The organism is Microcoleus sp. S28C3, assembly GCF_036700785.1.
Taxonomy (GTDB): Bacteria; Cyanobacteriota; Cyanobacteriia; order Cyanobacteriales; family Microcoleaceae; genus Microcoleus; species Microcoleus asticus.
The window spans coordinates 1-14,000 of the sequence record NZ_JAUBPO010000141.1 but is presented as its reverse complement, the minus strand read 5'-3'; the positions used below and the strand labels follow the sequence as shown (position 1 = coordinate 14,000).

Here is a 14,000-nt window from a genome sequence, read left to right as displayed (position 1 = left end):
ATTGCTGAAATCACCAGTTTATAGGATTCGTATGTCTATTTTCAGAATCCTATCAAATAAGCATTCAACACTTCTGGTATTATTGGTAGTGTTATGGCAGGTGTACTGACCAGCTATTTCGCAGACAAGTGGTCATTTGATATAGAAGATGGTACAGATATTAATAAACTCTTGCCACGCCTACAAACTGTTACTAAAGATATTGATGCTGCTTTAAAAGCCGGGAATATTGGCATACGCAAACGCGCCTTAGAGCCAATCCTCACTTATCTGCTCAGATTGCAGTTACAACTACCTGAATTAGGACTTAACACACGAGCAATAAAACGCTGGCAACCAGTTTTAGTAAGGTGGCAACGAGTCATCGAGTTAGAGTTGCAAGAAGAGCAGCAACAATCTCAAAATGAACTACTTAACCCCTTCCAATACGGCAATCCACTGCGTTCTGACCGTGCTAACCTGTTCAGAGGTCGCCAAAAATTTGCCGATGAAATTGTCCGCTTAATTCTCGATCGCAATCGTCCCACCCTCGTTTTACACGGCCCCCGACGCTGTGGCAAAACCTCATTTCTGTATAACTTACCCCGCCTCTTACCCAGTAATTTACTCCCCGTTTACGTAGATTTACAAAGTTCCGCTATAACTACAGATGAAGCTGGATTTTGTCAAGGATTAATTCGTGCCATCTACCGCGATAGTCGCTGTCAAGGCATCGAATTACCAATCATTCCCACACGCCAAGAATTTCTGGAAACTCCTTATATTTCCTTAGAAGATTGGCTCGAACAAGCAATTCCCAGACTTGGAGAACGACGCCTTCTCCTCAACCTTGATGAATTTGAAAAAATTGGCACTGCTATCAAAGAAAAACGCTTAAGTATCAACTTATTTGACGAACTCCGCCACCTGATTCAGCACTATGATTCCCTCGCTTTTCTCTTCTCTGGCGTCCAAACTCTAGACGAACTCGGCCCCAACTGGAGCAGCTATTTTATCAGCGTTGTTCCCCTAGAAATGACTTATCTAGAACCCGATGAAGCCGAAAGTTTACTAACTGATCCTGACCCAGAATTCGCCCTGCGTTACGATCGAGGTATTGTGGAGGAAATTATTCAACTGACTCGCTGTCAGCCCTACCTGCTGCAACTCCTTGGCTCTGCTCTTGTCACTCAGGCAAACTTAAATCATACTCAATTGGTAACACCAGATTTATTGCAAGCTGCGATTCCTGAAGCTTTCACTAACGGCGAACCTTATTTTACCAATGTCTGGACAGAATTTACAGGTAATAATCCCGCAGAAATAATCGCCGGACAAGAATTCCTGTTAGAATTAGCAAATGGCTTAGCTCCTGGCTATGTACAGGATTTAACAGATGCGGCAATCAGGCGGTTGAGACGATATCATGTGATTGAGCAAACAGATAATGGTTATGTTTTTGAAGTGCCATTATTAGAGCGTTGGGTTCGAGAACGGGCTGTAAAAAATAGCAATTATTAATAATTTGCAACTTAAGTAAATTAAAAAAGGGGCAACTCGCGTCGCCCCTCATCTATTAGACATCTCCCAAAAACTTAGTCTTGAACAGGCAAGATGCCTGTTCCACAGTAATTATTGGATTAGACATCTCCCAAAAACTTAGTCTTGAACAGGCAAGATGCCTGTTCCACAGTAATTATTGGAGATGTCTATTTAACCAACCAACCAGCTACAAAATTAAACTTCCACAGCAATCTTTTGTTCCGAAGCCTCGGGTGAATTCGCTTCACTCGGCGGCACAACTTGCCAGAACTTAGGCAAATATTCAGCCCAATTTGCTAAAATCTTTTCAGCTTTCTTGCTGCCGGTTCGATCGCACTGAGCCTCAATCAACTCCTTCAACTGCGCCTCCCCAGCCGCCGTACAAACCCGCTGCATCTTCACAATCTCCCCGTTGACGTGAGCCGGGAAACTCCCATCTTCATCGAGGAAATAAGCCAAGCCGCCAGTCATTCCAGCGCCGACGTTGCGGCCGACTTTTCCTAACACCACAATCACGCCACCAGTCATGTACTCGCAGCAGTGATCGCCCGCACCTTCAATCACAGCTTTCGCCATCGAGTTTCGCACCGCAAACCGTTCGCCAGCTTTACCCGCAGCCAACAGAGTTCCGCCCGTCGCACCATACAAACAAGTGTTACCGACGATCGCATTTTCAGAAGCATCATAAGTCGCACCAGCCGGCGGTGCGATCGCGATTTCGCCACCGTGCATTCCTTTACCAACGTAGTCATTGGCTTGGCCTGACAGTACCAGCGTCATCCCCGGCAAATTGAACGCGCCGAAGCTTTGGCCCGCGCTACCAGTGCAATTGAGGGTGATTTGACCGCTAAAGCCCGTGTTGCCGTGTTGCTGTGCGATCGCACCTGCCAAACGCGCTCCCACAGTGCGATCGGTATTCACCAATTTTAGACTCTTGCTAACAGTGCCGTGATTGGCGATCGCACTTTGAATCTCAGCATCCGCCAGCAAATCGTCATCCAAAACCCGACCGTTGCTGTGGACGGGTTCGTGGACCAAGAAAGATCGATCGCTCTTAGTATCCGGTAACTTGGTCAAACAATCCAAATTAATCGCTTGGGTTTTAGTTAGTTTCACCCCATCGCGCATTGTCAGCAAATCCGCGCGGCCGATGATATCTGCGATCGACTTATAACCCAATTTCGCCAGCAAACTCCGCACTTCTTGTGCTACGAAATAGAAGAAATTAACAACGTGTTCCGGTGTACCGGGGAAGCGTTTCCGCAAGTGTTCTTGTTGAGTTGTCACCCCCACCGGACAAGTATTCATGTGGCAAACCCGAGCCATAATACAGCCTTCTGCAATCATTGCCACCGTGCCGAAACCGTACTCTTCGCCGCCCATCAAAGCGCCTACAACCACATCCCAGCCGCTTTTAAAGCCACCGTCAACGCGCAGCAAAACTCGATCGCGCAATTTATTTTCCATCAGCACCCGGTGAACTTCTGTCAACCCGAGTTCCCACGGAGAACCTGCGTGCTTAATAGAACTTAGTGGCGAAGCACCGGTGCCGCCATCGTGGCCGGAAATTTGAATCACATCAGCATTTGCCTTAGCGACACCAGCGGCTACAGTCCCGATGCCCACTTCCGACACCAACTTCACCGAAACTCCTGCTTGCGGATTGATTTGGTGCAAGTCAAAAATCAACTGCGCCAAATCCTCGATCGAATAAATGTCGTGGTGAGGAGGAGGCGAAATCAGCGTCACACCCGGTTTCGATCGGCGCAAATAAGCAATGTACTCGCTCACTTTCGCCCCTGGCAATTGACCGCCTTCACCCGGTTTCGCACCTTGTGCGATTTTAATTTCGATTTGTTTGGCGTTCATCAGGTACTCAGGAGTCACCCCAAAGCGTCCCGAAGCTACTTGTTTGATCGATGAAGAAGCTGTATCGCCGTTCTGCAAACCTTTTAAGTGAGGTAGCGTTTGTGAGAAACCTGCCTCGCTCACATCGTTTAGCACTTTGTAGCGCACCGGGTCTTCGCCGCCTTCGCCGGAGTTGGATTTGCCGCCGATGCGGTTCATCGCAATCGCTAGGGTTTCGTGGGCTTCCGGGGACAAAGCGCCGAGGGACATACCGCCGGTGGCGAACCGCTTGACAATATCTGCTACAGATTCTACATCTTCGACGGCAATGGAAGGGCGATCGCTCACAAAATCCAACAAATCCCGCAAAGCCGTTACCGGGCGATTTTCGAGCTGTTTCTTGTAAACCTCGTAGTGATCGTAAGCCGTTTCAGAATTTTTGGAACCAATTGGTTCCATTTTTGGTTCGGCCCCATTGCCGTTACCGTTAGTCTGAGCCTTAAAAGTAGTCACAGCCTTGTGCAAAGCCTTCGCCATTTCCGGGCTGTTCATGTGATATTCACCGCCCCGGCGGTACTGCACGAAGCCGTAATTTTCCAGCTTTTTGAGGTGCAATTCTGGGAAAGCCTGACTGTGGAAAGACATTACCTCGTTAGCCAGTTCCGCCACACTCAAACCACCGATCCGAGAAACAGTGCCTTTAAAGCCCAAATCGAGCAGATCGCCGCCAATGCCGATCGCCTCAAAGATTTGCCCTCCTTGATAGCTAGACAGCAGCGAAATCCCCATTTTCGACATAATCTTCAGCAAGCCGTTTTCCACCGCTGTGCGGTATCTAGCTTGAGCTTGTGTCACTGTAATATTGGGAACTTTGCCGTGCTGCATCAAGTTTTGAGTCTTGGCGTCAGACCACCAGCCGCGCACGCTTTCCAATGCCAAGTAAGGGCAAACAGCCACCGCCCCGTAACCGAGCAAACAAGCGAAGTGGTGAGTGCTCCAGCACTGGGCGGTATCGACAACTAGGGAAGTTTGCATCCGCAGCCCGACGTTAATTAAGTGGTGGTGAACCGCGCCAACTGCCAGGAAAGGCGGAATATAAGTATATTCAGCACTCAATCCCACAGCAGAAGATACATCTCCTTCTTCCTTCTCCCCTCTTCCTTCTTCCTTCTTCCTTCTTCCTTCTTCCTTCAAAGCTCGATCGCTCAAAATCAGAATTCTCGAACCCTCCCGCACCGCTTGAGCCGCCTCTTGACAAAGTTGCTCGACTGCGGTTTTCAAACCTCCAGGCCCGGCAGCAATTTTGTAAAGCGTTGACAATTCGGTAGCTGGGAAAGACTTTTGATCTTTCAAGAAAGACAGTTCAGCGTCGTTGAGTACGGGGGAATCAATTTTCAGCCGCTTGGCATTTTCCGGTACTGCTTGCAGTAAATTGCCCCGCAGGCCCACACTCATCGTCAGCGACATCACCATCCCCTCGCGCAGGGGGTCGATCGGCGGATTTGTCACTTGAGCGAACCGCTGTTTGAAATAGTTGTACAGCAACTGAGGCTTTTCTGACAACACAGCTAAGGGAACGTCGTCGCCCATGCAGAAAGTCGGTTCTTTCCCAGAACTCGCCATCTCGACGATCACCATGTCCAAATCTTCGGCCGTGTAGCCGAAAGCAGTTTGGGTGGCCAACAGCGTTTGCGAGTCGAGGGTTGCTGTTTCCGCAAAAGGCTGCGGCTGCAAGATTTCGCGATTTTGTTTCAGCCATTCGCCGTAGGGGTGCCGCTTAGCAATTCGCTGCTTGAGTTGCCAATTTTTGAGAATTTCGTTGGTTTGCAGGTCAACTGCAATCATTTGTCCGGGCCCCAAACGACCTTTTTCGACAATATCTGCTTCGGGAATATCGACAACTCCGGCTTCGGAAGCCACAATTACCAAACCGTCTTTAGTAATGCAGTAGCGGGCCGGGCGCAAACCGTTGCGATCGAGCGTAGCACCTACTTGTTTCCCGTCGCTGAACACCAGCAGTGCCGGGCCGTCCCAAGGTTCTTGAATGCCGCTGTAATATTCGTAAAAATCGACAATTTCTGGATAAGCAGCCAAATCCGGCTGATTTTTGTAGGCTTCGGGCACCATAATTGTCAGGGATTCTAGGGGGGTGCGGCCGGAGTGCACCAACAACTCCATCACGTTGTCCAAGTTTGCCGAATCGCTGCTTTCGGATTTGACAATTGGGTTGAACGTGTCGATGTCCGCTTGACTCCAATTCGGGTGAGCTAAATTCGCTTGCCGCGCCGTCATCCAGGTAAGATTGCCCAACAGCGTGTTAATTTCCCCGTTGTGTCCCAGCAAGCGCATCGGCTGGGCTAAGTGCCAGCGGGGCATCGTGTTGGTACTGAAGCGCCGGTGATAGACGGCAAAGGAGCTTTTATAAGCGGGATTTTTCAGGTCTTGGTAAAATTCTGCCAGTACGGCCGATCGCACCATGCCTTTATAGACGATCGTGCGACAAGAGAAAGAGCAAGTATAAAATTCTCGGCGGGTGAAGTTGGGGCGATTTGACAGCGCGTGTCCGATGGTGCGGCGCGCCAGAAATAGGTTTCTGTCGAGTTCGTCTCCGGCTAAGTGCGGTGAACTGACTATTACTTGTTCGATTTGAGGTTGATGTTCTAGCGCTTGCTCGCCCAAAACCGACGGTACAACGGGAACTTTGCGCCACCCCAAAAGTGTCAGCCCGCGATCGGCCAGAACTTGCTCAACCACCTGCCGCGCTATAGTCGCTTGAAATTTATCTTGAGACAGAAACAGCATTCCCACGCCGCAGTTTTCCCGTGCGGGAGGCACAATTCCCTGTTCGGCAAACCAAGCATCCAGCAATTCCCAAGGAATCGCGGTCATCAAACCCGCACCGTCGCCGGAATCTCGATCGGCGCTGCAACCGCCGCGGTGTTCCAGACAAGTTAAAGCTGGGAGCGCTTTCTCAATAATCGAGTGGGTAGCTTCGCCGCTTTGGTTGGCAATAAACCCCACACCGCAGGCATCTCTTTCTTCCACTAACCAGCTTTGGCCGGCATAGGGAGTTCCTCGCTCAGTCTGATGCACGTTTCTGTTTGGATCGATCGTGTTACCCATGTTGATTGAATGTTATTTCCGTGATTGTGTGCTTGATGCGTTTTTATAGCTCGGGGAGAGAAAGCTGCCGAGCGGTGGGAGCCTAGTAAACTTTAAAACAGCATATTGGAAGCTGATTTGATAAAAATTTACGTCGATGCTGCCTGTACTTAGCACTGAAACCCTGTTTGCAGATTTTAAATTATCTCGCTCGCATCGTCTCGGAGATGTCTCCTAGAATACCCTGCTGTTAAAAAGCAGTGATTCTTTGGGAAATCGCCGCCCTGCAAATAGATACATTGCTGGCGATTCCCTACGGGATAGCTGCGCTTCACGAGTTTTTTGTGTGTGTTTTTCCTGAGTCCGCAAGGGTAGCCTTGCAGCGAACACAGGTAGATAGTAACTTTAGCGTTATTTTGCTTGCTGCGCTGTTGAGTTGCTTTCGTCAGCGCCTGCACACACAAAACCCACCTGCCCGCTCAGTCGGTAGGTGCAATGTAGCAGCGCGGTTCACAACTGGTGAAACTTGTCTTATTGTGCAGTCAACTCTCGGGCCGCGAACATCAATTCTATCAAGAAACTGATAAAATTTCACCGATTACAGTCAGAGTTTGCGCGCAAGTCTTGTAAGCGATCGCCCAGAACCCAGCCTAAGATGCCTTGGCGAAAAAGGTTGACAGTTGTCTATAACCCTAATTTATATTTTTTTACCGACAAACGTTTCTAACTCATCAATGAAAACTATTTCAAGGATTTCTGACACCTTATGAGCATCTGCTAGAGCCAGCGCAACCTTTTGACATAGCCCAAAAACGGATACTTGCTTTCTGACAGCAGTCGTGGAAAGGTAAAAATTTTAGACTTTTGTTAAAGCTCCCACGTTCATCTGTGCAGTAAATCTCAAATCTCAAATTTCAATTCGACTGACGCCCACAAAGTTTGCCTTGGTAAAGTTGTTTAGATCGACGGTGGCCCTTTTTACAGATTTGAGTGTATTGGCATTTGGGGCATTTCATTTCTATTTTTTATAAAAAAAAGTCGGCGAGCAGAAAACGAGCCAGACTTTAGTCTGCTTGATGCAAGGAACACAGGGGAATTCAGTCAAGAGTCAATCTTTCTAAAACATTGAAATCAATGGTTCAATATTTATCAGGTTAATGTTATTACCAATTTATCGTAACAATCGAATTAATCTTAATTAAAAAGTTCGGTCAATAACAGTTTAGTCCTGTTAACGGAACTTTACGGACAGTGTGTTTTGGATGGTGCCGATCGTGCAGCTAGAAATATCCTCCAGGAGAAAATGCGTACCGCAGGACATAGGCGAACTTGGGGGAACACCCTAAATGCTTGTCTATACATGGTCTCTACTGAGGCTGGAGAAATCCTGTATCAGCAAGTCACCTCTGTGAATCAAGAACCTCTGTTTCTGAAGGGCCCAGAGTGTCAAAAATCATCCCATAAAGATGCCGCGCTTATTAATCAGCTTCTTAAGTTCCTATCCAATGAACTGAACTGCTGTCGTTCAATCAGGGTTCGCGGAGCCATTTTCTACTTAGCCTCAACTGAAGTATCAACAGCTCTTACCTAAAACATTAAGTCGGGTTTTTCAAATCGCTGTTTCATAATTTGCTCTCCAAAATATGTTAAGAAAAATGTAATTCACTGAAGAACATGGCAGATAGAGCGACAATATTAGATATTAACTCTAAGAAGCTTTAGGCTAGATAGAAGTAGTAGGAATACGTAGATATGACTAAGATCACAAAACTTTTCCTAGGATATCACATTAACGAGCAAATATACGCAGGCAATCGAACTCTAGTTTATCGTGGCATTCGCACGGAAAATGGCCAGCCCGTCGCAATCAAACTGCTGCGAAATGACTTTCCCCGCTTCAACGAACTCGTTCACTTCCGCAACCAGTACATCATTGCTAAAAACTTAGAGATCCCCGGAAGTGTGAAGGCATACAGCCTGGAAACGTACCAGAACCACTATGCTCTGGTGATGGAAGACTTTGGCGGAATTTCCTTAAGTAGCTACCTCGCTAGTCTAGCAGTCGAGAGCAAGGAACCCTTAGAAGGCTTGCCCGTTAACGAATTTCTGCCCGTGGCGATTCAAATTGCCAACGCCCTGGACGGACTTTATCGCCACCGAGTTATCCATAAAGACCTCAAACCCGCCAACATTCTGATTAATCCGGTCAGCAAAGAAGTCAAGTTAATTGACTTCAGCATCGCTTCCCTGCTGCCGCGCGAAACCCAAGAAATTCAAAATCCTAACGTCCTCGAAGGCACTTTACCCTACATATCTCCCGAACAAACTGGGCGAATGAACCGAGGCATTGATTACCGGACAGATTTCTACTCGCTAGGAGTAACATTCTACGAATTACTAACAGGAAAGTTACCGTTCCAAACAGACGATCCAATGGATTTGGTACACTGCCACCTCGCCAAACAGCCAGTGGCAGCCTCAATTATCAACCAGAACGTTCCATTGGTGCTGTCTGAAATTGTCAGCAAACTGATGGCGAAGAATGCTGAAGAGCGCTATCAAAGCGCACTGGGGCTCAAGTTTGATTTGGAAACTTGTTTGCACAAGTGGCAAGAGACAGGGGCGCTGACTAACTTTACAATAGGGGAGCGAGATTTGTGCGATCGCTTTACTATCCCCGAAAAATTATACGGTAGAGAAAGCGAAGTATTCTCGCTGCTGGAAGCATTTGACTGCGTGAGTGCAGGTAGCACTGAAATGATGCTCGTTGCCGGTTTCTCCGGCATTGGCAAAACCGCTGTTGTCAACGAAGTTCACAAACCCATAGTCCGGCAGCGCGGCTACTTTATTAAAGGCAAATTCGACCAATTCCAACGCACCCTTCCCTTTAGTGCATTTGTCCAAGCTTTTCGCGATTTAATGGCACAATTGCTATCGGAAACCGATGCTAAAGTTGAACAATGGAAATTAGAAATATTGGCAGCTTTAGGAGATAGCGCTGGGGCGATAGTTGAAGTCATTCCCGAACTAGAACGTATTATCGGGCCGCAACCGCCAGTCCCAGAACTTTCTGGCAGTGCCGCTCAAAATCGCTTCAATTTGTTGTTGGGAAAATTCCTGCAATTATTCACAACAAAAGAACATCCTTTAGTGATATTCTTGGACGACTTGCAATGGGCAGACTCAGCATCGTTAAAATTAATTCAACTGCTGATGAGTGCTAAGGAGTACCGCTATCTCTTATTAATAGGAGCTTATCGGGATAACGAAGTATTTTCAGCGCATCCATTGATGCTGACTTTAGCAGAGATTCACAAAACTGAAGCAAAGGTGAATACTATTACCTTAGAGCCCCTCGATCGAGCCGACGTAAATAGTTTAGTTGCCGATACTCTAGCTTGTTCTACAGCGTTGGTTCTGCCTTTGACCGAACTCGTTTATCAAAAAACTTTAGGCAATCCATTTTTTAGCACACAATTTCTCAAATCTTTGCATGAAGATGGGCTAATTGAATTTAATTGTGAAGCTCGGTATTGGCAGTGCGATATTGCCCGAGTGCGCACCTTGGCACTAACGGATGATGTAGTAGAATTCATGGCACTTCAGTTGCGAAAGTTGCCAAGTAAAACACAGTCCGTTTTAAAGTTAGCTGCTTGTATTGGCAATCAGTTCGATTTGGCGACCTTAGCAATTATTGATGAGAATTCGCCAGTAGAAACCGCATCCGCTTTATGGAAGGCGCTGCAAGAAGGGCTAATTTTACCCATTAGCGAAATTTATAAGTTTTATCAAGCAGAGGGGAATAGCGAATCGGTAATCGGTAATGGGAAGGAATCTGACCAATTACCAATTACCCATGACCAATTACCCAAATATAAGTTTTTACACGATCGCGTCCAACAAGCAGCCTATTCTCTGATTCCGCAAGACCAAAAGCGCTCTACTCACTTAAAAATCGGCCAACTGCTGTTAAAAAATACGCCAGAAGCCGATCGAGAAGAAAGAATCTTTGATATTGTCAACCACTTAAATGTGGGAGTTGAGCTAATTACGCAGGAGGCAGAACGCGAGCAATTAGCACGGTTGAATCTGGTTGCTGGAAAGAAAGCCAAAGCTGCTACGGCCTATTCTGCTGCGGTTGAATATTTCAAGGTTGGTAGGGTATTACTGACAGAAAATAGTTGGGAGAACCAATACGAACTAACATTAGCGCTGTCTACAAAAGCAGCAGAAGCGGCATATCTAAGCGGTGATTTTGAGCAGATGGAAAAATTAGCATCAGTCGTGGACAACTGCGCCAAAACGCTACTGGGCAAAGTAAAAGTGTACGAAGTCCAAATTCAAGCTTATATAGCTCAGAACAAGTTACTAGAAGCAGTTAATACAACGCTACAAGTCTTAAAGCTGTTGGGAGTAGAATTTCCTTCTAAAGTGAACCTGTCAGATATTGAGCAGGCACTAGGGGAAACTGCGTCAATTTTGAACGGGAAGCGAATAGAGGATTTAATTGACCTGCCTCAAATGAGCGATCTCTATAAACTAGCAGCCATAAGACTTTTATCAAGTATCTTTGCTGCTGCATACATTGCTGCGCCAGAACTGGTGCCTTTGACGGTGTGCAAACAAGTAGATTTATCTGTCCAATATGGTAATGCTTCGGTGTCTCCGTTTGCTTATGCAAATTATGGTCTTCTGCTTTGCGGAGTTGTGGGAGATATTGATTCGGGTTATCAGTTCGGTCAATTGGCTTTAAATCTATTGTCGAAGTTGAATGCTCAAGAAATCAAAGCCAAGACAGTCGTTATGGTAAATATATTTATCCGACCTTGGAAAGAGCATCTGAGAGAAACCTTAGAACCTCTGGTATCAGCTTACTCTACCGGAATGGAGACAGGAGATTTACAATATGCTGCCTTTGGTCTAATGCTGTACTCTTATTTTGCTTACTTTAGCGGCAAAGAACTGACTGTCCTTGAAAGAGAGATGGCAATCAACAGAAATGCTATTCATAAAAGTATGCAACAAACAGCGCTTCATTATCACGAAATCTATTGGCAGGCTGTCTTAAATCTCCTCGAAAAGACTGGAAATAAGTGCTGCTTAAAGGGTGAAGTATGCGATGAGCTGATCAGGTTGCCACTGCTCCAGCAAGCAAACGACAAAACGGGACTTTACTACATATATTGGAACAAACTTTTACTTAGTTACTGGTTTGAAAATAACTCAGAAGCGATTGAGAATATTGCTTTAGCAGAGAAGTATTTGGACGCAGTGGTAGGATTGCCTCTTATTCCTCTATTCCATTTTTACGATTCTCTAGTCAGGTTGGCGGTGTACTCGGATACTCCAGAGTCAGAGCAACAGGAAATTCTCGACAGAGTAAGAGCTAATCAAGAAAAAATGCAAAACTGGGCACATCATGCCCCCATGAATCATCTGCATAAATTCTATCTAGTGGAGGCAGAACGGCATCGGGTTTTAAACCAAAAAATAGAAGCGATCGAGATGTACGACAAAGCGATCGCTCTCGCCCAAGAAAACGAGTACATCAACGAAGAAGCACTAGCTCACGAACTTGCCGCCAAATTTTACTTAGAATGGGGCAAAGAAAAACTTGCACAACCCTATCTAATCGATGCCTACTATGCCTACGCTCGTTGGGGAGCAAAAGCAAAGATTGACCATCTAGAACAGCGCTATCCCCAATTGCTTGCTCCGATCCTGCAACAGGAGCGAACTCGCCAATATCCCAGCGAAACAATTCATACCTCCAGCAATAGTGAATCATCCCTATCTAACACGAATAAAACACTTGTCGGTAGCACCAGCAGTTGGGGGTTAGTAGATTTGCCAACAGTTATCAAAGCTTCTCAAGCTCTATCTAGCGAAATAGAACTAGAGCAATTGCTCACTACCCTCATGCAAGTGGTGGTGAAGAATGCCGGAGCACAAACCGGAGCATTAATTTTGATGGAAGAGGGAAACTGGAGGATAAACGTCCACTGCACCAACCGTCAAGACTGCCTTCTGCAATCTATTCCGGTTGAGGAGAGCGAAGTAATTCCTTTAACCCTGATCAACTACGTCAAGCGTACAAAAGAAACCCTAGTTTTTGATGATGCTAGCAATCAACCAAGATTTGCATCTGACCCCTACATTATCCAACAGCAACCTCACAGCCTGCTTTGCACTCCGATCGGCGAGCGAGGCAAAATGATGGGGATTTTGTATTTAGAAAATAATTTAGCAACAGGGGTATTCACGGGCGATCGCGTCGCGATCCTCAACATCCTGTGTTCTCAAGCAGCAATTTCCTTACAGAACGCCCGACTGTATCAGCAATCCCAGGAGTACGCGCAAAAACTAGAGCTTTATCTCAACGATCTCAAACAGATGCAACTGCAACTGGTACAAAATGAGAAGATGTCTGCTCTCGGCAATCTCGTGGCAGGGGTGGCTCACGAAATTAACAATCCCGTAGGTTTTATTGCCGGCAACCTTGAACCAGCCCAAGATTATATCAAAGACCTATTTGGGCTGATTGACCTGTATCAGAAAAAGCTACCCCATCCCGATGCTGAAATTGTATCCGAAATAGAAGCAATCGATTTAGAATATGTGAGGCAAGACTTGCCCAAGTTAATTGATTCAATGAATCTGGGAGTCGAACGGATTCGCAGTATTAGTACCAGCCTGCGAACCTTTTCGAGAGCTGACCGAGATTATAAAGTTCCTTTTAATATTCACGAAGGAATCGATAGTACCATTCTGATTCTCAAACACCGTTTGAAGGGAAATGATGACCGTCCAGAAATTGAAGTTGTCAAACAATACGGCAACTTGCCAGCAGTTGAGTGCTTCCCCGGGCAGCTCAATCAAGTGTTCATGAATATCTTGGCAAACGCGATTGATGCGTTAGAATCATCGAACCAGGGACGCAGTTTTGCCGAGATTAAAGCCAAGCCGAATCGCATCACGATTAGTAGCACACAAAAAAAGAATCCGGAGTGGGTAACAATTGGCATTTCTGACAATGGCATTGGGATGAATCAAGAGGTAAAAGAGCGCATTTTTAACCACTTATTTACCACCAAGATAGTCGGTAAAGGAACGGGACTGGGATTGGCGATCGCCCGCCAGATTGTAGTAGAAAAACATGGAGGCGAGATCGAGGTCAACTCTGTACTCCATCAAGGAACTGAATTTGTAATTTTGTTGCCGGTGAAAGTGTGAGGTCGAAGTGCTATCACCGTTCAACCTCGCAGATCGAAATCCAGATTAACTGTTAAAAATCAATATTGAAGATTAGGATAGCCCACAATGAATGCACCCGTAAATTTGATCGATACCATTCCCGGCTACCGTCTGACGGAGCAACTGTACAGCGGTTCCAGAACCCTAGTTTATCGAGCAATCCGAGAAATAGATCGGCTTCCAGTTGTAATCAAACTGCTCAAGCGAGACTATCCCAACTTCAGCGAACTGCTGCAATTTTGCAACCAATATGCCATTGCCAAAAATCTATGTCT

The 14,000-nt window shown here is 46.4% G+C and carries 3 protein-coding genes and 2 pseudogenes; 3 read left to right on the top strand and 2 right to left on the bottom strand.

Annotated elements, in window-relative coordinates; translation table 11 throughout:
* Positions 1–93: 93 nt before the first annotated feature.
* The gene (locus QUA13_RS28700; protein WP_333204016.1) at positions 94–1,500 is read left to right on the top strand and encodes a hypothetical protein; all 1,407 of its coding nucleotides are present in this window, start codon (positions 94–96) and stop codon (positions 1,498–1,500) included.
* Positions 1,501–1,716: 216 nt separating this feature from the next.
* Here QUA13_RS28700 and QUA13_RS28695 read toward each other — a convergent pair whose 3' ends face one another.
* Together QUA13_RS28695 and QUA13_RS32900 are read right to left on the bottom strand one after the other, a co-directional pair.
* Positions 1,717–6,492, bottom strand: a complete 4,776-nt coding sequence (locus QUA13_RS28695) for a glutamate synthase-related protein (protein WP_333204014.1) — start codon at positions 6,490–6,492, stop codon at positions 1,717–1,719.
* A gap of 612 nt (positions 6,493–7,104) precedes the next feature.
* Positions 7,105–7,207: pseudogene (locus tag QUA13_RS32900) on the bottom strand (IS1 family transposase); the annotation flags it as partial.
* A gap of 1,016 nt (positions 7,208–8,223) precedes the next feature.
* On the opposite strand from QUA13_RS32900, the gene QUA13_RS28690 reads away from it, so the two are divergent.
* Together QUA13_RS28690 and QUA13_RS28685 are read left to right on the top strand one after the other, a co-directional pair.
* The gene (locus QUA13_RS28690; RefSeq protein ID WP_333204012.1) at positions 8,224–13,704 is read left to right on the top strand and encodes an AAA family ATPase; all 5,481 of its coding nucleotides are present in this window, start codon (positions 8,224–8,226) and stop codon (positions 13,702–13,704) included.
* A gap of 87 nt (positions 13,705–13,791) precedes the next feature.
* A pseudogene (locus QUA13_RS28685) lies at positions 13,792–14,000 on the top strand (hypothetical protein); the annotation flags it as partial.

Excerpts from the sequence above, each read along its gene's own strand:
- QUA13_RS28700 (WP_333204016.1), top strand. The coding sequence starts at position 94 with ATGGCAGGTGTACTGACCAGCTATTTCGCAGACAAGTGGTCATTTGAT.
- QUA13_RS28695 (WP_333204014.1), bottom strand. The coding sequence starts at position 6,492 with ATGGGTAACACGATCGATCCAAACAGAAACGTGCATCAGACTGAGCGA.
- QUA13_RS28690 (WP_333204012.1), top strand. The coding sequence starts at position 8,224 with ATGACTAAGATCACAAAACTTTTCCTAGGATATCACATTAACGAGCAA.